General features: G+C 53.4%; 15 protein-coding genes. 11 read left to right on the plus strand and 4 right to left on the minus strand.

What is annotated here, in order from left to right; translation table 11 throughout:
• Window positions 1-13: 13 nt before the first annotated feature.
• The 4 genes from K3T82_RS22535 to K3T82_RS22550 form a co-directional block, all read right to left on the minus strand.
• A complete protein-coding gene (locus K3T82_RS22535; protein ID WP_220195802.1) occupies window positions 14-1,894 on the minus strand; it encodes a PP2C family protein-serine/threonine phosphatase in 1,881 nt (626 codons plus the stop codon).
• A gap of 12 nt (window positions 1,895-1,906) precedes the next feature.
• Window positions 1,907-2,695, minus strand: a complete 789-nt coding sequence (locus K3T82_RS22540) for a hypothetical protein (protein ID WP_220195803.1) — start codon at window positions 2,693-2,695, stop codon at window positions 1,907-1,909.
• Between the two features lie 105 nt (window positions 2,696-2,800).
• Window positions 2,801-4,810, minus strand: a complete 2,010-nt coding sequence (locus K3T82_RS22545) for a hypothetical protein (RefSeq protein ID WP_220195804.1) — start codon at window positions 4,808-4,810, stop codon at window positions 2,801-2,803.
• An 18-nt stretch (window positions 4,811-4,828) separates the two neighbouring features.
• Complete coding sequence (locus tag K3T82_RS22550; protein ID WP_220195805.1) at window positions 4,829-6,388, minus strand: DMT family transporter; 1,560 nt, start codon at window positions 6,386-6,388, stop codon at window positions 4,829-4,831.
• 338 nt (window positions 6,389-6,726) lie between these two features.
• On the opposite strand from K3T82_RS22550, the gene K3T82_RS22555 reads away from it, so the two are divergent.
• The 11 genes from K3T82_RS22555 (at window position 6,727) to K3T82_RS22605 (ending at window position 21,213) form a co-directional block, all read left to right on the plus strand.
• Window positions 6,727-7,458 carry an HAD family hydrolase gene (locus K3T82_RS22555; protein WP_220195806.1) on the plus strand — a complete coding sequence of 244 codons (732 nt, stop codon included), beginning with the start codon at window positions 6,727-6,729 and terminating at the stop codon, window positions 7,456-7,458.
• Between the two features lie 21 nt (window positions 7,459-7,479).
• Window positions 7,480-7,899 (plus strand): hypothetical protein, encoded by a 420-nt coding sequence (locus K3T82_RS22560; protein WP_220195807.1) that lies wholly within the window; start codon window positions 7,480-7,482, stop codon window positions 7,897-7,899.
• A gap of 53 nt (window positions 7,900-7,952) precedes the next feature.
• Window positions 7,953-8,540, plus strand: a complete 588-nt coding sequence (locus K3T82_RS22565; protein WP_220195808.1) for a DUF6939 family protein — start codon at window positions 7,953-7,955, stop codon at window positions 8,538-8,540.
• Between the two features lie 325 nt (window positions 8,541-8,865).
• The gene (locus K3T82_RS22570; RefSeq protein WP_220195809.1) at window positions 8,866-9,261 is read left to right on the plus strand and encodes a hypothetical protein; all 396 of its coding nucleotides are present in this window, start codon (window positions 8,866-8,868) and stop codon (window positions 9,259-9,261) included.
• A gap of 391 nt (window positions 9,262-9,652) precedes the next feature.
• Window positions 9,653-13,762, plus strand: coding sequence for a DUF6788 family protein (locus tag K3T82_RS22575; RefSeq protein WP_220195810.1), 4,110 nt, complete (start codon window positions 9,653-9,655; stop codon window positions 13,760-13,762).
• A gap of 386 nt (window positions 13,763-14,148) precedes the next feature.
• Window positions 14,149-14,316, plus strand: a complete 168-nt coding sequence (locus tag K3T82_RS22580) for a hypothetical protein (RefSeq protein WP_220195811.1) — start codon at window positions 14,149-14,151, stop codon at window positions 14,314-14,316.
• A gap of 112 nt (window positions 14,317-14,428) precedes the next feature.
• Window positions 14,429-14,716, plus strand: coding sequence for a hypothetical protein (locus tag K3T82_RS22585; protein WP_220195812.1), 288 nt, complete (start codon window positions 14,429-14,431; stop codon window positions 14,714-14,716).
• 113 nt (window positions 14,717-14,829) lie between these two features.
• Window positions 14,830-15,171, plus strand: a complete 342-nt coding sequence (locus tag K3T82_RS22590) for a cupin domain-containing protein (protein ID WP_220195813.1) — start codon at window positions 14,830-14,832, stop codon at window positions 15,169-15,171.
• Between the two features lie 128 nt (window positions 15,172-15,299).
• Complete coding sequence (locus tag K3T82_RS22595) at window positions 15,300-15,794, plus strand: DUF5946 family protein (RefSeq protein ID WP_220195814.1); 495 nt, start codon at window positions 15,300-15,302, stop codon at window positions 15,792-15,794.
• Between the two features lie 344 nt (window positions 15,795-16,138).
• Complete coding sequence (locus K3T82_RS22600; RefSeq protein WP_220195815.1) at window positions 16,139-17,317, plus strand: oxalate decarboxylase family bicupin; 1,179 nt, start codon at window positions 16,139-16,141, stop codon at window positions 17,315-17,317.
• A gap of 353 nt (window positions 17,318-17,670) precedes the next feature.
• On the plus strand, window positions 17,671-21,213 hold the full coding sequence (locus K3T82_RS22605) for a DUF6788 family protein (RefSeq protein ID WP_220195816.1): 3,543 nt from the start codon (window positions 17,671-17,673) through the stop codon (window positions 21,211-21,213).
• Window positions 21,214-21,241 lie beyond the last annotated feature (28 nt).

Genomic DNA, 21,241 nt, shown 5'->3' on the forward strand with positions numbered 1-21,241 from the left:
AGCAGCTCTTGCCCTACGCACCCTTTGGAAGTAGACAGGAGACGACGACGCTAATGTTGTCGGCTCCGCCATGACTGAGCGCGGCCTGGACCATTTGCGAGCTGATCTCGCTTGCCTGTGTACTGGCTTCTGCAATGATTTGTTCGATCTCCGGGTCGCGCACCATCTCCCACAAACCATCAGAGCAGAGTACCAGGACATCTCGCTCTTGAAGCTCGACCTTGAAGTAATCAAGCTCAACAGTAGCATGCTCACCAAGGCAACGATATATCTGGTTGCGTTTAGGATGCGTGTAGACATCTTCCGGCTCGATAATTCCATTCTCGACCAAGCGTGCTACAACTGAGTGGTCACGTGTTATCTGTGTCAACCCCTCGGAGGCACGGTAACGATACGTTCGACTATCACCTACGTTGACGACGTAGGCACTGGTCCCCACGACTAGCGCTGCCGTCAGGGTCGTACCCATCATATGTTCTTGTTGCCGATTACGCTGGTAAAGAGCAAGATTGGCCCGGTGCGCGGCATCCTTGATGATGGCTCCAAAATCTTCTTCTAGCTCGGCCTCGCGCAACAGTGTTGGTGATACAACGTTGCCGATGGTCTGGATCGCCAGTCGGCTTGCCTCTTGCCCATCTGCATGCCCACCCATGCCATCGGCGACGACAAAGAGGCCAATTGGTTCTGGTCCTTCCGCCCCTGGTCGAATACCTTGCATAGCGAAGATGTTGTCTTCGTTGGGATCATCTTTGCGCACTATTCCAGGGTCAAGGCCCATCCCTACATTTAAGCGCAGGCGTAGCTCACGGCTCCCTCCATTGCTGACCACCTCTTCGTCTTCACCTTCTACCACTACAACGGGGCGTGTTTCATACTCCTCAATGCCAAACTCTTGATCAAGAGCATCTTCATTAGCTTCCTCCTCCTCAAAAAACTCATCATCATTACTCTCGCTCTCATCAAATTGCCAGTCAACTCGCTCACCCTGCTCTTCATCGCATCTTCTTGCGAAACTCCCTATAGAAGCATTGCCAATTCGCGCTCCCGCGTTCCTCGCCAGCTTAATCGGTCTTGGCTCCTCAACAGGGATATGCGCACGCATGGCGGGAGGAGTCTCGCGCGCGACTTGTAAACGCTCATTCTCATCTGTAGTAGCGCCACGCATGCCATATGAGGTATGGGACTGAGCAAGGGAGGATGCCCCCTGGCTCACTACTGGCGGCATATAAGCGATTCCAGGCCAGGGAGGCACCTCCATTCCATGTGGGGCCGCGACCGGGCGTGCTGGTATCAACAAGGGGCTGTCAGCCTGTGGTACTTTGCGTGCAATCTCAGGGAAGGGCTTCTGCGCGACCTTGTACCCATTCCAGATCGCTGGAGCCTGTTCACGCTCACGTGCCACTACTCTCTCCCCTATGTGGCTAAACCGCTCTTCCTCTTCCTCCTCTGCACTTGCATACATCGCCTGTTCCTGGGGAGGAGTCCTATGTCTGGTAGGAACGGGTTCGGTGTATTCCTCATTTATGACCTCGCGCGCCAGGCGCTCTGATTCAAAGTCTGCCTCGGCTAACTCGCGCTCAAAGCGCTCTTGCTCATAATGCTCACGCCAGCGATGGAAGGTCAGGCGCAACGTTACCATGAGCAGAACTAGCCAGAGGATCAGAAGCGAGAGCGAGAGCAAGATGAGTCCCGCCAAAGGTAGCAACATCGCCGTCCCTTGTACACGCCAAAGTTCGTCCAGGCGCGGGAGAAGCGAAGCCAGGAAACGCCACGCCCACGGCGGAAAGCCACCCGGTAATATGTATAGCAGCACCGCGCAGAGGAGCAGCAAGCCATACACTACCATCCGCACCACCAATCGGCTCTGATACGCCTGTCTCAAGTCATCTAACATAATTCTCCTCCCTTACGCTACTCCGGTCGCTGCTGTAGCTTCAAAGGTCGTAATCTTTATAATTGAGCCAGCATCCATCAAAACGCGCACTCCTGCCTGCCCTTGCTGAAGAGAGGCGTCATTAGCTGTCGCTAGCCAATTGGCAGGCTCGGCTGTGTTGGCTTCCCAGGCACGGGCCAGAAGTGTACCACCAAAGACACGGAAGCGGAGCGCGTAACTTATCCCTCCCCGCGCGGCGAAGGGAACACTCACTAATTGCCTCTGTACTCCGTTAATCTGTCGAATAATAATCAGGCTTGTGCCATTGATGTAGGCTTTATACCAATTGTTGATGTTCTGCCAGCGCAACACTGAGCCAAGGTTGTTGTTGCCACTAAAGCGGTTGAGTGAGCCGTGAATGAGCAGGTCGATATTGCCCTTCGCCGGGCCAAGCAGGGCGTTCAGGGCACCAGTGCCATTAGCGATAGTACCCTCCTGACCATTGATCGAGAAGTTCGCGCGCGCGTTGGCATCTCCCATCCAGGTATTGCCATCGCTAGCCGTGCCCCATAGACTCTGATCCTGGCGTTGAAAACTGTCACGTGCCAGGGCATTCACAGCTATAGTTGGCGTCGTTTTTGGCTTCGCCGTCGGCGCGATGGTTGGCATGGTAGTCGGCGTCTTGCCCACGTTACCTCGAAACATGTCCTGCATGTCCGGCAGGGTCAGCGAACGCTGAATGGTTTCCATGAAGACCCCTGCCGTCAATCCGAGCAAGACCAGGATCAGTAAGAGCGTTATCGCCACGACGCGTCTCGTCATCGTCTCATCTCCTTGCCTCTCGAACACCTGAGCCTATCAGCGCCTGCCTCAACAGTAGCGCCAGACCCCTCTGTAGAGGGCAGGTTTCCGCACAAGGCTGTATCCTCACACCTGTGTATGCCACAAGTCCTGGATCATTTGTGTCGACTGCGGGCTGGTCTGATAGGGTGAGACATTAAAGGTCGCGATAGATTGCATATGCTCATGAATCCAGGTTATGCCGTGGATATTGCTGCCTGTGGCTGGGTCGGTATGTCCGGTGTAGGCATAGTTGGCATTAGCGATCATATCGTTCAACAAATTGAGCGTTGAAGGTTGGCGGATCTGTTTGTCATTCATAGAAACCAGCTTCTTAGCATCCGTGCGTATCTGATTCAGCCAGCCGTTAATGGCATTGAGCGAGTTAGATATCTCTGTAGCATCCTTACGTAATGATCCAGGAGCGCCAGGTGCCTGCAAGAGCCCATCGACATGCTTCATAACATGATTGAAGTAGCACGGTGGTTCCTGGTTTGGTCCATCCACCTGAACCATTCCTATCTGCGCCAGCCGCTCATTGACTAGCAAAGGCGCTCCTTTGGGCAGGTCACGCGACACAAAGGTCGCTCCATCCAGGTATTCCAAAGTACGCATCGCCTGGCTGCGCACACTTGTAAAATTGTTGTTCTGCTGCCACAGGTCGCGTGTGCTTGTTGTCCATTCCAACACCTTCCCAGAATTGCGGTAGAACCAGGTGTTAAGCCCTCCTGGTAGATTGAGCTTGTCAAGCGTGGGATCGCTCGCCAACAGGTGCCGTAGATGGTCGAGGTAGCTATATTGCTTTCCGCCTTCAGGCGACTTCAGGGGGACCTGTGAGATTTCTCCATAATAGCGCCACTGACTATAATTCGGCGAGGGAGCTACAGGCGTCACTGCAGAGCTCTCCTCTGTAATCAGGAAACGGCTTGTGAACGCCAGAATATTCGTGTGTTTCGCGTCCCCAGGATAGAAGAGTCTGGCTTTGCCATTGTTGAGAGTCAAACGCCCAAGTGCTATCGGACGCGCTTCGCTCTGCTTATCACCAAGCAACCAGGCATAGAGGGCAGCTCCCTCCTCGGGCGGATTGATGTGCTGAAAGTCTACTATAACCTGATCCGAAATGCCCTGGTTGTTATTATCGCTTACCTGATTACTGCTGGCGTAGGTGATCTGTCCTACAATCTGCTCGCCCGTTGTGGTGGGCCACTGATGATAGCTTACTAAAAAGTAGCCCAGGCCAGCAACCGAGAGGGCGATGATCGCCAGGATCGCAACTACTTTGGCGAAACCTGTCTGCGGTTTCCTGGGAGGCGCGACTGGCTCTGGGCGTAGTTGCTGTGGCCGCGTCAGCTCCATAGCGGGATCGCTGATAGCATGCCGAGCCTGATTGCCTCTCCTGGTCGCGCCACGCTCAAGGATCAGCGGCTCAGGCTCGGCGAACTCCTCTAGAGACTCGTCGAGGGGCTCTGCGCGCAGCGATCGTGTCTCTCGCTTCCGATTTTCCCGCGCAGGAAGATTTCCTGAGCGCTGAGGTGGATTGACATCACGTGGCGAGAGCGGCGGTGTCATACGTGGAGGCAACTCCTCATGTGTTTCAATTATGCCTTGCGCCATCTCCAGTACGGGCTCAGGCTCCTTCGGTCGACGTAATGGCTGGCTGATAGAACCTAGTGGCCCTGAGCTAATCGCGTTCTTTTTCAAAGAGGACAACGAAGCCAGCGAGGCTGCTGGACTAAGTGGCGCCGTGATCCTCTGTGCGTTGGCCATTCCACTCTGACTTCGCTGACGCGAGAATTGGCCCGCCGCCAGAGCATTTGCCAGAGCGTCCATCGAGAGATAGACAGGAAAGCCGAAGCGAGCCGCTAACTGAGCCGCGTGCCCATTGTGTGGAATCACGAAGACCACGGGAATGTCCAGGCGCCGCTTCAGGTGCTTTAAAGTGCTAAAGTCGTCGGGCCGCTGGAAGAGCCGTACCTGTTCCGCTAGCATAATAACCGCTGGCTTACGCAACTCACTCATCTCAGTTGTGAGCGCCGTTCTGTCATCTGCGGCCTCCAAATAGAGCACACAGAATTCACCCGTGTCGCTGCGTTTCATCCTATCCCTCGTTTCTTCTCAACCCCGCAGGCGATCATAGGCGGGGATATCTTCGTCAAACATGGCATCATCGCGCTTTGCTGAAAGATCTATCGTCTGGCGACGTAGGCGCGCTCGGTTGGCTACCTCCGAGCCCATTCGTCGCTCCTGGCGACGTTGTTCTAATCGTTGCAGACGCTCGCGGGCTCTGGGTCGCCAGTAGACATTGGAAGGGGCAGCACCCAATTGACGCAACGAACGCTCATCCCATGCTTCCAGCGTGTAGGCTGGTGCGGGAGCCTCTTTCATGGAGACTTCTTCAATCTCATAATGCTTTGTGGATATAGGCATCGCGGGTACCTCCAATGTATCCTGTTCGCTTATCGCCTTCTCCCGACTGGCAGGCCCCGGCATACGTAGCAGGCGCACCAGGCGAGATACACTGATGATTGCCAGGCCCCCAACTGCCATCCAGGCCAGGAGCCAACAAAAGGCTTGCCCGATGACCAGGGCCAGGGCTGAACCATGTCCGCGCGCTACAATGCTAGATACCTCCGGCCACAGTTGCAAAGCCAACTTCCACGTCGCTGGGGGAAAACCATCCAGACGTAGTAGAACGAAGACGCCTGCGACCACCCCTAATACTGGCAGAATCAGGCCGCCATCGCTCCCACGCCACGCCTGCATCAAGCGTACTCGGAAGAGTGATGGCCCCTGCGTACCACTGCTCGCCGGTCGCTCAGCGGTTCCCCAGGTATGGATCAGAGCGCCAGCGACAATCAATGCGCCTCCCAGGTAACCATCTAATGGTAGGACCTCATGCAGATAGTAGTTGGCGAAAATGCCGCCCAGCACAGGTTCCAGAATGTAGATGAAGGAGACCGTAACGGGCGAGATGTAGTTTTGTAGCCGTACAGTAATCAGCGTAGGCAGACAGGTCGTGCCAAAGGCTATATAGAGCACACTCCATAAGTCCTCCGGTAGCGCGGGATGGATATCCTGCCAGTTACCGAAGAGCAGGGCTATAAAGCAACCCCAGACCGACATTGTGAGTAGTTGGATGCCAAAGAGCGGCATATATGCCGTCTTCCCGCGCTGCTCATGGTCCGCCAGAAAAACATAGAAGGTACAGAAGAGGCCGCCTATGAAGGCGATCAACGCGCCCCGTAGTCCGCCTAGTGGAGAATTGAGGATAAGCAGCAGAGCGCCACATGCCGAGACCAGCCCGGCGAACCATGTGGCTTTACGAATCGGCTGACGCAGAAAGATCCATACGCATATGGCAGCCAGAAAGCCATTCAGAGAGGGGAAAAAGGCGGTGCTAGTCGCAGTGTTATACTTCAGCGCTACTGAGAGTGTAAAGAGACCAATACAAATACAGCTACCCAGCAGGACGCCACTCTTGACAACCTCTCGCGTGATACCTTGCCAGGAATAAATGATGATACAGAGCGCCAGGGGCAAGAGCGCAACCATAACGAAGAATGTGAATACAATTGGATCCATGCGCCCCAACGATCCCTTCGAGACCGCGTAATAGGTTCCGGTCAGAAAGGTATTGATGAAGAAAGCGCAACAAGCCAGCACCTTCATTCGCATAGTAATGTCTCCCTTACCTCGCGGTTACTCCTTAACCAGCGCTACACGCACGCTTAACCGCGTCTCCGGCTCTATCTCCACAGAGTCATACAACGATCTATTAGCAGTATAGACGAGTATCAGCGCTCTGGAAGCGTTTTTCTCACGACCCTCCCACTGTGTACTCCCCGAACCCAAATCGGGAGAGATGCCATTTTGCGATAGACCTCGTCAAATTTTTGGACGTCATCACCCTTTGAAGCTCCTCACATACTTACTACTACACTTGCGCTTATCGCTGTACCGTGCGAAGATAAAGGGAATAGCGATCTGGCATTTGAGGAGATATTAATTACTATATGAAAAACTATCAGGCCGCTCTATTTGACATGGATGGCGTCGTCGCTGATACCAATCAGTCCGTACGCGATTTCTGGTTCGCGCTCGCTGCCCGAGAGGATGTTACCCTCAGCGAAGAAGACTTTAAGCACCATATTTATGGCTGCCCCTCAACACATACCCTCGCCATGCTCTTTCCAAGTATTGAAGCCAACCGCCACCCGGCTATTCATGATGAAATTATGGAGTACGAGCGCTCTATTCACTATCGCCCTATGCCTGGCGTGATCGACCTCCTGCGCTCCTTCAAGCGCCAGGGCATTCCTACGGCCCTGGTCACCAGTGGTAGGCGCTGGCGCTCCGATCTGGCTCTACAACGAATGGGTATCACCAACCTCTTCAGCGCCCTTGTGGCAGTTGATAACATTACGCGCGGCAAGCCTGATCCCGAGAGCTATCTCCTTGGTGCTCAACTTCTCAAGACACCAGCCGATGCCTGCCTTGTCTTTGAGGATGCCGTAAGCGGTATTCGCGCCGGAGTCGCGGCAGGAGCTACTTGCATTGGTATTCAGGACGATTCCGAACGTGCCCTCGCTCTGAGCGATGCTGGAGCCGTGCTGGTCGCGCCTGACTTCCGTGGCATGCATCTCGCCCCTCTGACCGAAACCAGAGCCAGCGCGCTTGTAATCAAGGTCGAAGAAGGTAAGTATGCTCGCTTCCCCATTCAGTCCCAGAAACCGCTCTTCTCATAACCCCTAAGGAGATCGTTACGCATGCGCTACTATGTCCTCTTGCTTCTCTTTCTGGGGGCCTGTCTGCTAACTGCTTGTGGTAGTGATGCCGGACGCACGGTAGAGCATCCCATGATGTTCACGAAAACAGAGATTACTCCTCTGACCCAGGATAAAGGACAGCGAGCACCAAAGATCGTTCTCTCTACGCCCGCTGAAACACAACAGCTCTACAGAAGCATTCTGGCGCTTCCACACCTGCCTGAACATCCAATCTGCGAACACAAAAAAGGGCGTCGCTATCAGGTAGCCTTCATTGCCGTGAATCAAACCTTCTACGCGACCATTGATAAGAATAATTGTGGAACTATTGCTTTTGAACAAGGCGATACCAAAATTCGCCAGGGAACCACATTGTTCTGGGTCTACCTGACAAACCTTACCCTGGGCAAGATTCCTTGATTGTTAATGCTAAAAGCCGCGAGTTCAGTGGCTACAGATAGAGAGGTGAATGTATGCCACTCATCGTTGAAAGCCATCGCCTTAATAGCGCGACCCTGCTTCGCCGTTATGGTCAGGCTCGCGTTCTCGATGTGACATCGCGTGGGGTTGAACCCTGGATTCGCGTCAGTCCTTTCTATCCGCATGGCGCGATCCCAGTGCCTTTCTCGCCCGGTTACGTCGGCGCCTCAGTGGAGGGCATCTGGCAAGGCCTCAAGGTCTTTGAGCGCGCCGATGTCGATATAAGCAAATTCAGCGTGACTACAATGAAAGGACTTAAACGCTCGGTCCGTGCCAATGGTCCTGTTCTCGGGCATCGCGAGGGCGTCCACGGCACTCGCCTGCTTGGCTATCTTGACGCTCGCTACACGATTTACCTTCCTACCTATCTCTGGGTAATCGAGCATAACCTCCAGGCTGAAATCGCAACCCTCCGCCAGTTGTCCGCCAACGAAACCGTTATTCTCCTCGATTACGAGACCAACGCCGATGTTACCAACCTGCAAAAACCGCTCTCCCATGCCGCGCTCATCAAACTCTACATCGAGAACCTCTGGCCCAATGCCAACTCAAGTTCAACATCTATACATCAGAGTAAGTGAAGCAAAGATCGAAAGGATATGGTCATGTCAGCAGAATCCACAAAACTTTCCCTATTTACCCCTCGCTTGTTCCCGCTTGAACTGTTATACTCGTGACCTAAAGCCTACACGAATGTACCTGCGTTCCTACGGTTGATAGATTGGTCATCGCGCATCCATTATTGCGCATACCAAGCTCCTGAAGGCGCGTAGTATCCATGAGTGAGAGCGCTTTGTTGTACACCAGATAGAGGTTAAATCCGGGCGCATTTTGTCGTCCCAGCATCCTTGTGATCGAAGATACTGATCAGTTCTCTACTCAAATAGAGAACGGAGAGGAAATACAATGTCTTCTCGTCTGCCGAGCCCGGTCACGGCCGCGAACACCCTGAAGTGGCACAACCAGCGAGACACGATCGACCTCTGCCAGGGCGACCAGCTCGCCAGGCTCGCGGGGGAGGTCGCGCAGAACATCGCTGGTCAGGTGAACGATGCCTTCCAGACCAACGCCGGCGCCCCCAGGCGACGCATGGACCTCGCGGCCACGTTCACAGTCGGCGTGTGGAGCAACTCCCGCACGGATACCCTGGAGAACGTCACAGTCGCAACGCCGGGTCTGCCCGACGTCGCGACCAGCATTCTCGGGCTCGCCAAGGCCCTCTGCACCGACGCACTCGACGCTGGCAAGGCGGGCACCCACACCGTCACCCTCTCGGTGACGGTCGCGGTTTACAACAGTTAACCACCGTTCAAGCGGTGTCAGCGCTCAGCGTATGTGGCTGGGGAAGGACCTCTGACGAGGTTCTCTCCCCAGCTACAACGTTTTTCAGCACTTCATCCACTATCCCTACTTACTTTCCAGCCCATCCCCACTCCCTACCATTATTGATAGATACTGGGTTCGAGTCAGTGACTGTCATCAACTTTATCTAACACAACCATCCAAGCGTATTAAAATTCCGTATAGATCTACCAATCTCACCCAATTCTCCTATTCTCGCTGGTTCTTTTTTAATGTGGTCCTCTGGTATAATGTAAGGGTATTTAAGCGGTTCTATGCATACCGCTTATCATCCCATTCCATGACGTTCCGTCTATTTCGTTGTATACTTTGCCGGTGAAGGAGTTTGCGCATGCAGAGCAAAGTGACCTATCACCAGCAGGTGAGCTACTGTGGAAAGCCTCGCTGCCGCAAGTGCCGCGAAGGGACCGGACATGGCCCCTACTGGTACGCTTATAAGACGGTCGATGGCCGTACAACACGCACATATATCGGTAAGAACTTACCGCCAGATGTTCAGGCTCAGATGGAGGGCCATACGGAGAATCCAGCCTTCTCCGAGGCCGACTCTCAATCTCATGCCAGCATCCGCATATACGTTCTGGGTCAGTTCCGCCTCGAACGCCGAGCCTCACGCTCAGGCGATTGGCAGACAGTGACTGAATCAGCTTGGCAGCATCAGCGAGTACGTGCTCTGCTGGGATCTCTTGTGAGTGCGACGGGGCGCAAGCTCGGGCGCGAGCAGATTATGGACAACCTCTGGCCCGAACTCGATTTAGATGTCGCAGCTAGCCGCCTTGACCGCGCTGTGTATAGCTTGCGCCAGATCTTTGAACCGCAGCGCAACCGACCTGCGACCTCACCCCTCCTGCTCACTGAACGCGAGGTGCTGGCTCTCGCGGACCAGTCGCAGATCTGGGTTGATGCTGATGCCTTCGATTCTCTGCTTTCACAGGCTCATTCCCTTCAGCGCGAGGACCCCGGCAAGGCCGAGAAGTTATTCAATGAAGCCGCGACCCTCTATGGCGGAATCTTCCTGCCCGAGGCTCGTAAAGTGGAGTGGACCTCCGCGCGCCGCGAGTCTCTTCAGCGAAGTTGGATTGGCATGTTGCTAGAACTAGCCGATCTACGCATCCGCCGCGAGGCCTTCCAGGCCGCTATCGAGCCTCTTGACCGCTTGCTACTGGTCGATCCTACCAATGAGGCGGCGGTCCAGCGCTTAATCAAGCTGCTCGTTCATCTCGGACGCCGAGGTGAGGCCCTCCGTGCCTATAAACGCCTCGCGACAGTCCTCAGCCAGGGCTATCATATCGCGCCTCTGCCAGATACACGCCAGTTATATGATGAGCTCAAGTCAGGGAATAATAGTGCCGCGCTTGCTCTCAATACGACGCCTTCCACCTCTACAGCAGACACGCGAACGGCGACAGCGCACACGACTAACATGGAGGCCAATCCAGCTCTACGCATCGGGCGTACTCACCAGAGTCCCCTTATTGGACGCAATGAAGAGTTGATGACTCTGCGCACAATGATTGAGCATACCGAACAGGCTGCGCGCTTCAAGCTGACCGTACAGAAGAAGACTATCACGTCAACCCTGGACACACCGCGCCGCCCTCAATGCGGCATTCTGATGGGTGAGGTTGGCATTGGAAAGACGCGCCTGGCCGAGGAGTTGAGCCGCGAGGCACGCGGCAAGAACTGGGCTGTGGCCTGGAGTCGCGTCTACGCTCAAGAGACAAGCATCCCTTATCGCCTCTGGACCGAGATCCTACGCAAAGCGACAACACAGGGCGCGTGGCAGCGCCAGGAGATGACACGTCGCCCGCTCGTCTTCCAGCCTCTCGCCGCGCTCCTGCCCGAGTTAATCGACTATCTACCACCGATGGCACTCTCAACCCCCCTCCCACCAGAGCAGGAGCAATTGCGCCTATGGGAAGCCACGCGCGAACTTCTGGTTCTCATCAGTGAGAGCACGCCTCTTATTATCGCGCTTGATGACCTGCAATGGTCCGACCGCAGTAGTTGCGAATTATTAGCCTATCTCGCACGCCGTATTCAGGGTCATCCCATCGTGATCGTTGGCACCTGTCGCGATAACGAGCTTGCTCAGGATCATCCCCTCAAGGCCCTGCTCACTGACCTGCAACGCGAGCATGCTGTTGAGACCGTCAATCTCGCCCCTCTTCAACAGGAGGAGATCAGCGCTCTTGTCTCCTACGTCCCACACATTTCGCAGCCTCTCGTCCAGCGCATCAGCCTGCGTGCGGCGGGTAATCCCTTCTTCGCCGAAGAGCTGGCCCGTACCATTGGCGCTCAACTTGCCACTACTGCTTCAAGCAACGGCAACGGTCAGGGCCATGCCTATACGAATATCGAGAACACATTGAGCAAGGTCAATGCTAATGGCGAGGAGATGCTACCTGATACTATTACTGCTGTGCTCAACCTACGTCTCGACCGTCTGACGCAGAAGTGCCGTAGCTTGCTCCAGAAGGCAGCCGTTCTTGGAGGCTCTTTTGAGTTCCAGATCATCAGCGCCATGGAGGCCCACACCCCCGGCATGGATGAAGACATCGTACTCGACCTGCTCGAAGAGGGTCTGCGCTCCGGCATGCTCACCGAGGAAGGCTCCGGCACCCGCGTAACCTACCAATTCTGGCATCCTCTACTCGTCAGCCACCTCTATGAGACATTGAGCGCGGCACGTCGTGCTAGCCTCCACCGCCGCGCCGCCGACATCTTCCAGACGATGTACTCTGGACGTGAAGAGGAGCACGCCGCTACCATCACCCATCACCTCCTACTCGGAGGGGCCGCCGACGACCGTATCGCCCACTTCGCCGAAATAGCCGCGCGCCACTCCTACGCCCTCTCCGCCTATCCCGACGCCGAGAAGCACTACAAAATCGCCCTTCAGCACCTCCCCTCCACCACCCGCGACCAACGCGCCCAGATTCTCGAATACCTCGGCGAATGCACACGTCTTCAGGGTAAATATGAGGAGGCCCGCCAGTTATACGAGAATGCCCTACAAGAGCGCAGCCAGCTTAGCGCATATCTCAACCTTTCACAGGAAGAGGCAGAAATCCAGGCCCTACTCTGGTGTGAAGTTGGTGTTACTTGGTACGATGTAGGCAATGCCGTGAAAGCCCAACAGTTCTACAATCAATGTGAAATGGTACTACAAAAGGCCAACATCACAACCAGTTACGTATGGGCATACCTCCGTTATTGGGAGAGCCGCAACCATTGGAGGGATGGCAACTATGATAAAGCAAGAGAAGTAATACAAGAAGCTATTAATCTCTTCAAAGACACATCACTTGCCAACGCTCATTTAACATCCCCAGATTATCCAACTCAAATTCAGCGTATTCTGCAAGGAGACCCTGTCATACTAGGGCGTATGCACAATCTTCTAGGGATGATTGAAGCTGCAAGTGGCCGTAGCAGCGATGGCTTAGATCATTACAACAGGGCTTTAACTATCTTTGAACAGCATGAGCGCATCAGAGACATCGCATTGTTATCTTGCAACATAGGTGATGTATTATTACGACGAGCTGAATTTGAAGATGCTCAATCAGCACTCAGGACCTCGCTAAATCTTGCTGAACGTGTTGGTGAAACACCTCTAATTTCATTTGCGCGAGGGAATCTTGGAGTGCTAGATGCACGTCAGGGCAACTTACACGATGCCGAAAACGAATTGGTTCAAGGCATTACAACTGCAACCACTTCTAATCAAATGGCAATTCTTAGCATCATGCAAGCTACGCTTTCTATGGTTCAGCAAGAACTGGGTAAGCTACATAATGCCACTCAAGCACTAAAACAGGCATTGAAATTAAGCTATTCAATGCATATTACACCTTATATTGGCATGACATTGCTAGCACTCGGTCATCTGCGTTTTACACAGGCACTTACCACAGAAAACGATAAACAGACAAGTTTAAGGCTCCTCAAACGTGCTCAAGCAGCTCTGACAAAATCTCTTTCGCTGGATGGCTTGGAAGCAGAAACAAGATCGGAAGCTCAACTCCTGCTTTCAGTGATTCTCTTGCAGCTAGGAGACATCAAACACTCTTATGAGGAAGCCACCCAGGCCATAGCAGACATTGAAAGATATGAATTGATCTGGCTGAAGGGGCGTGGGCAGCGAACCCTTGGCGAAATCCAGAGGTATCTAGGTAATAATGAAGATGCCATCCACTACTATGAGCAGGCCCTCAACACTTGTCGTAAATATGAAATGAGCCTGGAAGAAGGCCATACGCTTTCAGCATACGGGCAAATCTTGATCAAATTAGGAGAGCGAAATCAAAGAGAGACAGACTATCAGCGAGGATTACGCCATTTACAGGACGCCTTGCGCATCTTTAAAGCATGTGGAGCAAAAAAGGATGCTCATAACGTTGAGCAACTTCTTGATGGCGAACGATCTGCTCTCTGAGTTCAGCAGGCTACAATTTATCACAGCACGATAAACATCCAAAAATCTGACGACGTCCATCGCATAATGCTATGTCACTCACACTTTGTAATCCTCCACGACATTCCGCACGATAGCCGTCCAGGTCTATGACCCTCCGCGCTTGGCGAGCTACCATCGCGTCTAGCAAATGTTGATATCAAAACGCTACATTCCAACCCCATCCTTCAGTATTATTACTCTCACAAGGATATGACGATGGCGAGCCGCGAAAATAAAACCTTTCGCCATAGTCAAATCTACAAACAGCCTACAAAACACCCTTAGCTCGCTAGGCCCGTAAACCTGGAATGTCGACCAGGGCGGGCACCCATGACACACCCACACCCAGAAAGGATGTGCCACCTATGAGTCTCGCGCTGCGCAAAAATCAAATGCTCGCACTCGTTATTCTTGCTTTTCTTACCTTAGTCGTCATAGGTCTTGTCACCTACACCACCATCGCTCATGTCGATGTATGGCACATGTTCAGCGCCTCCGACATTAAGCCAAATATGATTTATCCTCATGGCTAGACATTAGTACATACGCATATCTATAGCATAGACGTACAATGTGCCTCAACCAACCGAAAGGATGGTCTCATGTCTCACTACGACTAACCTCTAAACAAAGGGCGCTTGCTAAGTGCCTGCATGTGCAAGACCAGTCCGGGGCTTTACCACCTCGACGTATTGGCCTGATAGCTGGAGGTCGCGCCCACGTCCAGCGCCAGCGCGACCCCCAGCCACCGGGCTAGCAGACAACACCCAGTCGACACCACTCCGTGACGGGCACGCCCGTCCACCGCGCGAACGAGAGAGCCTCCCCAGTGAGCCGGGGATGGCTCTCTTTTCATTGCTCGAACACGATCAACAAACGCGTTCCACCTCCCTACTCCATGTACTCACGCCATTCCAAATGGCCCCCTTCTAAGCTGTAAAATTGGACAGTGACACCACTCCAACTTCCCTGTATACTGACCACAAGTAACGGCAAGCGCGCTGCCACCACAAAGAGATGCATGGCTACACGAAAGGATTTGCAGCATGACCTATATCATCCCGAAAGAGAAAATCCAGATCAATGAAACGGCTTTCCGCTTCCAGGGGGCCGAATATGGCGATGTTCCAGCTTCCTTCTTTTGGGTCTTCACCAAGCCCGGTCGAGGTCCAGGTCTACACGTTCATCCATATGCTGAGGTCTTCGTCATGCAGCATGGTGAAGCAACCTTTACCATCGGGAGCGAGACACACGTTGTACATGGAGGAGAAATCGTCGTGGCTCCCCCCAACACACCTCACAAGTTCATCAACACAGGCGATGAACCACTTCAGATCCTCTCCATTCACCCTAATAAAGAGGTTGTTCAGCAGTTCCTCGAAGACTAGGGCTCTATTATTCTCTGCCAAGTGTTATAGTTGATCCTCATTGCCAGGTCTAGTATTAAGTTGCGCTTAACTTAATACTAGACCTTTTCATATTGACCATACTCTCATTCAATGATAGAGTTAAGCACATGAGCAAAACGACTATCTGTCCAGGCTGTGGCCTTCACCTGCCTTCTGAGATGGAACAACTTGACGAGCGCTACAATGCTTCCTATGCATGCCGGGAGCTGTGCGGCGAACTATCTGCGTATACCCTATCACTAGGTGATGAGGAGTTCATTCACCAGCTTGTTGTTGATGCCTATGCCGCCCAGCATGCGAGCACCGCTATGAAACCCATCGCTATCACCTTCGCCCTGGCTGGATTATATCTGAGATATGAGCATAACTATACTGGTAAACAGGTTCAACATGCTCATATGCTACTCGCGCGGACACCAAAGAATTGGTCTCACTTCAACCCACCAGAAGCCAAGGCTACAATTACCATCCTCGACATCCTCAATACTCCCGATTCTGAGCGCACTGCCACGCTAGAGGCATGGGGCAAAGCGGTCTGGAATACCTGGAAACCTGAACACGCTAGAATTGCTTCATTAGTGAATGAACGGCTTAAAGTGTGATACGAACATGAGAAGGGATAGGTGATTTTACAAATACCAAAGGCAATATTGTCTTTTCAATCTTTACGGTCCATTGCAACGATCCCTCACACTTCCCATTAATCCTTCTGCTCAATGCAACAATCTCTCACACTTTGTTCACCTGACCTGGCATTCTGATGCAACGATCCCTCACACTTCCATCTTCAATGCAGCGATCCTTCACACCTCATCCCTGTTACGCAACCTCATACGCCAACGTGTCAGGCTATAGCACGCGCGATGGCATAAACATAATATGTAGCCGCGTCGCTTGAGAAGCGGAATCTTTCAGACCAGTAATGATCATGAAAGGAACAACGACTATGGGCATACTTCCCCGCCGTCATACAACTACGACTACGACAACGGAGGAGTCTCTTCCGCAGCCTATTAGAGATGGTGCTGGCGCGAACGATCCCGGACCTCGCAATGTTGCTATAGATCGCTTAAATCCCGATATCCTGACTCCGCCTGAGACAGATTCAGGCACCATTCCTAACCTCAAGTTTTCCTTCTCTAACGCACACAACAGGCTTGAAGATGGAGGCTGGGCGCGCGAAGTAACTGTACGCGAATTGCCGATAGCAACAACTATGGCGGGGGTCAATATGCGCCTCAAGCCTGGAGCTGTGCGCGAGCTTCACTGGCACAAAGAAGCCGAGTGGGCCTATATGCTCAATGGCCGCGCTCGCGTCACATCGGTCGACCAGGATGGTCGCAACTTTGTCGACGATGTTGGCGTCGGCGATCTCTGGAACTTCCCTGCGGGTCTTCCACACTCAATTCAGGGCCTTGAGGAAGGTTGCGAGTTCCTGCTTGTCTTTGATGATGGCAACTTCTCCGAGAACTCAACTTTTCTACTCAGCGATTGGCTCGCTCATACACCTCGCGACGTGGTAGCGAAGAATTTTGGGGTCAGTGAGAACGATCTGGACACACTTCCAGAACACGAACTCTATATATTCCCAGCTGCGATCCCTGGCTCTCTATCCTCAGACAAAGTGAGTAGTCCTGCTGGTACCATTCCCACAAGCTTTACGCATCGTATGCTGGCTCAGAAGCCCATTCGTGTTAATGGCGGCACAGTTCGTATCACCGACTCCCATAACTTCCCCGCTGCCTCAACTATCGCTGCCGCGCTCGTAGAGATGGAACCCGGAGCAATGCGTGAGCTCCATTGGCATCCTAATAATGACGAGTGGCAGTATTACATTGAGGGCAAGGGTCGCATGACTGTCTTCGCCTCTAATGGCGTAGCACGCACTTTCGATTATCAGGCAGGCGATGTCGGCTATGTTCCCTTCGCGATGGGACACTATATCGAGAATACGGGCGAGACTCCACTCCGCTTCCTTGAAATGTTCAAGAGCGATCACTATGCTGATGTCTCGCTCAAGCAATGGCTAGCCCTTACACCACCAGAACTGGTTCAGGCTCACCTCCACCTCAACAAGAAAATGATGAAGTCTCTTACCAAGGAGAAGAAACCCATCACCCGCTAACATCTATCGAGTAAGGCTAGCGCATTTACACACTAGCCTTACTCATTCGGCTCTCCATGCCCCCCGCTATATATCCTACTGACACATAGATAGCACATAAGCTTTGTCTTCGTGTTTCCTTTCAATCACCCTCTCATCAATCAAGGCCTATCTTAACTTCTATTTAGCTTCTTACGACGTGCTTTAATGCTGAGAAGGCTTCAGCTTAAAAAGTACTTTAGAAAAACGTCTTATACTATGTAGGGCTAAAAGATAGAAGAATTGTGAAATATGTGGTATTTTATCGAATAGACCCCAGATCAGGGGAAATTTAGGCGCGGGCAGCACATCGGCAAGGAGGCAAAGAGGGAATCGTGAACAGCAAAACGACCTACCACCAGCAGATAAGCTATTGTGGCAAGCCACGATGCAGCAGGTGCCGTGAGGGTATCGGTCACGGCCCCTACTGGTATGCCTACAAAACCGAAAATGGGCGTACCACGCGCACCTATATTGGCAAGACACTTCCCGCTAGCGTCCAGGCTGAAATTCAGGCCGAGCATAGCGATACTATCCAGCCACAACAAAGCACACCTTTACAGCGGAAAGCTTCTCAGCGTTCTTCGCGTGCTAATAGTGCAGGTGAAAGCTCCTTGACCCTGCTCGAACAGGCAGACCTCGCAATCGCACGCGAGGATGCTCCCGGCGCGTTAGCCCTCCTTGATCGCATCCTCGCTTCTGAGCCTACCAATGAAGAGGCCACACAGCGCTGCATCTACCTCCTTGCCCATCTTAAGCGACGCGGCGAAGCGTTGCGCGCCTATAAACGCCTTGAACAACTACTAGAGGATAATGGCAAACGCATTCCAAATCAGACTACACGCGACCTCTTCGATGCCGTAAAGCATGGGCGAGATCCGCGCCCACTCCTGCCCTTCGCCCACGCTTTTCCCTCTGACGCTACTTCTGGTGATTCTATACCATCCACAAAGGATGCCGGATCATCACAACCCATCACCCCTCCAGCAGTTGCTATCCAGACACAGACAGCACTCCCAAGGCTACCTATCGGACGTCCCGGTCAGAGCCCCTTAGTTGGACGCTCATCTGAACTTGATATACTGCGCACTATGCTCGACGAGATTGAACAGCAACGCGCCCCATCTACTCCAGGCCGAAACTTCGCAGGCATCATCCCGCTCGACACACAACGCCGCCCTCAATGCGTCTTTCTTATGGGAGACTCCGGAATCGGCAAGACACGTCTCGCCGAAGAACTTTCGCGCCAGGCTCAGAGGCGCGGCTGGACCGTGACATGGAGCCGAGGCTACCCACAGGAGAGTGGTATCCCTTATCATATCTGGACCGATACGCTACGCAAAATCATGACAGAGAGTGGTTTGCTCTCAGGGCTCTATGGGTCCTTTGGAGCGCTACCCTCCTTCTCACCAACCACGCCTTCTGGACTCACACAAAAAAATACACGCCTTGCCGTTCAGGAGCGCCCCTCCTCATCCAGTACAACCAGGGGACGCCCACGCCGTTTGACACCCAAGGAACAGACCACATCTACAACCACACTCACGCCCTCGTCCCAATGGCAACCTCTTACAACACTGCTACCTGAGCTAGCCTCGCTCTATGCCAACCTACATGCAACACTGCATCCTTCATACCTCTCACCCGAACAGGAGCAATTGCGCCTGCACGAAGCGGTTCATAACCTTCTCTGTACCGCCAGTGAAACGGCTCCCCTGCTCATCGTACTCGACGACATCCAATGGACCGACGTCAGTAGTGGCGACCTGCTTGGGTATCTAGCTCGCCATGTCGCTGACCGACCAATCCTCTTCCTCGCAACCTGTCGCGATAGTGAACTATCGCAGCAGCCACCTCATCCACTCCGCGTTCTCATATCCCACATGCGGCGCGAGCATTCCGTACGCTCGCTCCAACTTGAGCCGCTCAGCAGTGAGGAGATTGCGCGCCTGGTCTCACATCTTCCCGAAGAGCGTATCCAACTCATCCAGGCTCAGGCAGCAGGCAATCCCTTCTTCGCAGAGGAACTTGCCCGCTCTAAACCACCCACGCTCCCCTCAACCATCACATCGGCGCTCGAACACCGTATCCAAAACCTGAGCCGCCCCTGTCAGCAGCTCTTAGGAAGCGCCGCAGTCCTCGGAGGCTCCTTCGAGTTTAATACCCTTTTCACCATGGAATCTACCACCAGCACGGTTGATGAGGACACTGTTATTGAACAGCTTGAGGAGGCTCTGCAATCCGGCGTCCTTAATGAAGAGACTATCGGTTCGCGCGCTATCTATCACTTCTGGCATCCTATGCTTGTCACATACCTTTATGACCATGTCTCAGCCACAAGGCGCGCTCGCTTACACCGCCGGGCTGCTCGTGTGCTTCAGGATATGTACGCAGGGCGCGAAGATGAAGTGGCTGCGACCATCGTTCATCACCTTGTCCTGGGCGATACACCTGCGGCCTCAATTGTTTATTATGCTCGCCTCGCTGCCGAACGCGCCTATGCGCTCTCGGCCTATGCCGAAGCCGAGCGCCATTACCGCCTGGCTCTCGACTATCTGGATCGACCTGCCACATCACTCATCACCAATGATTCCATCACATCCAACTTGATTTCGCAACATAGAGCGGAACTAGAAAATATTCCCTCTCTCCGTGTTAGCCTGCTAGAGCGTCTCGCCGAATGCGCCATCATTCGTGGACACTTCAGTGAAGCTCGCTCACTCTATGAGCAGGTATTGAATATTCGCGACATCCAGCAGCCTCCCAATACTTATGAAGCACAGAAGCGCGCCCTCCTATGGGGCGAGGTTGGGCGCTGCTGGCGCAATGCCAGTGATACAGCCATGGCACGTACCTGCTGCGAGCACGGAGAAATTGTTTTGCGCCAGGCTGGCATTACCAGCGGGCCAGCCTGGGCCCGACTACGCTACCAACAGGGTAGCATCTACCATATGGAGGGGAATTATATTAAGGCTCGTCAGGCAGCCAGCGAATCTCTTGACTTCTTCGCCAGCCAGCAAACTATTAATCTCGTTGGACCTATTATCCAGGCCACCCGCATCGAACGAGCCCTCGCGGGCGATCCTGTTGACCTGGGTAATACACATCGCCTGCTTGGTGCGCTCGCGGATGCCGATGGACGAGCCAATGATGCTCTTGAGCATCTCGAAACCGCGCTCTTCATCTTCGAGCAGGCCGATCACAAACGCTTGATAGCTCATGTTTGCTGTGATCTTAGCTACGTTCACCTCAAGACAGGTAACTTCGAAGAAGCCGAAGCTGCCTTGCGACGCTCCCTCATTCTCGCCCGCAGCGTTGATGACGATCCTCTCATTGGCGTGATCAGCAGCAACTATGGCGAATTACACGCCGCACGCGGTGAGCTTGAAGAGGCCGAGAACTGGTATCGGCGTGCCCTTTCTTACGCTCAGAACCATAAAGATAGAGTCTATATCAGCCAGTGGAACAGCCGCCTCGCCACCGTCTTGCTCGCCCAGGGCAAGGTACAGGAGGCTTCCAGTTGCGTCATGCTTGCTATGCGCACTGCCCGCGCCATACATAATATCCCCAGCCTAGGCCGCGCCCTTGTGAGCCTTGGCAACCACCGTATATCTCAGGCCCAAACCATGGAGGCACTACCCACAATATACCATCGTTTGCTTTTACACGCGCGCAAAGATCTGGAATACACGCTTACCCTCGACGGTCTTGAAACTGAAACTCGCATTCGCGCACGCCTTGGGCTCGCCCAGGTTGAAGCCTTATTAGAGCATCCTGAAGCTAACGAGCATCTACTCTCAGCCATCCATGACGCTCGTGACTGCCATCTCGCTCAACTTGTTGAACAGGGTGAAGATCTTCAATCTCAATTCAGCTAAGACCTTTTTCAAAAAGGCTAATGTGCGC

The organism is Ktedonospora formicarum, assembly GCF_016587355.1.
GTDB lineage: Bacteria > Chloroflexota > Ktedonobacteria > Ktedonobacterales > Ktedonobacteraceae > Ktedonobacter > Ktedonobacter formicarum.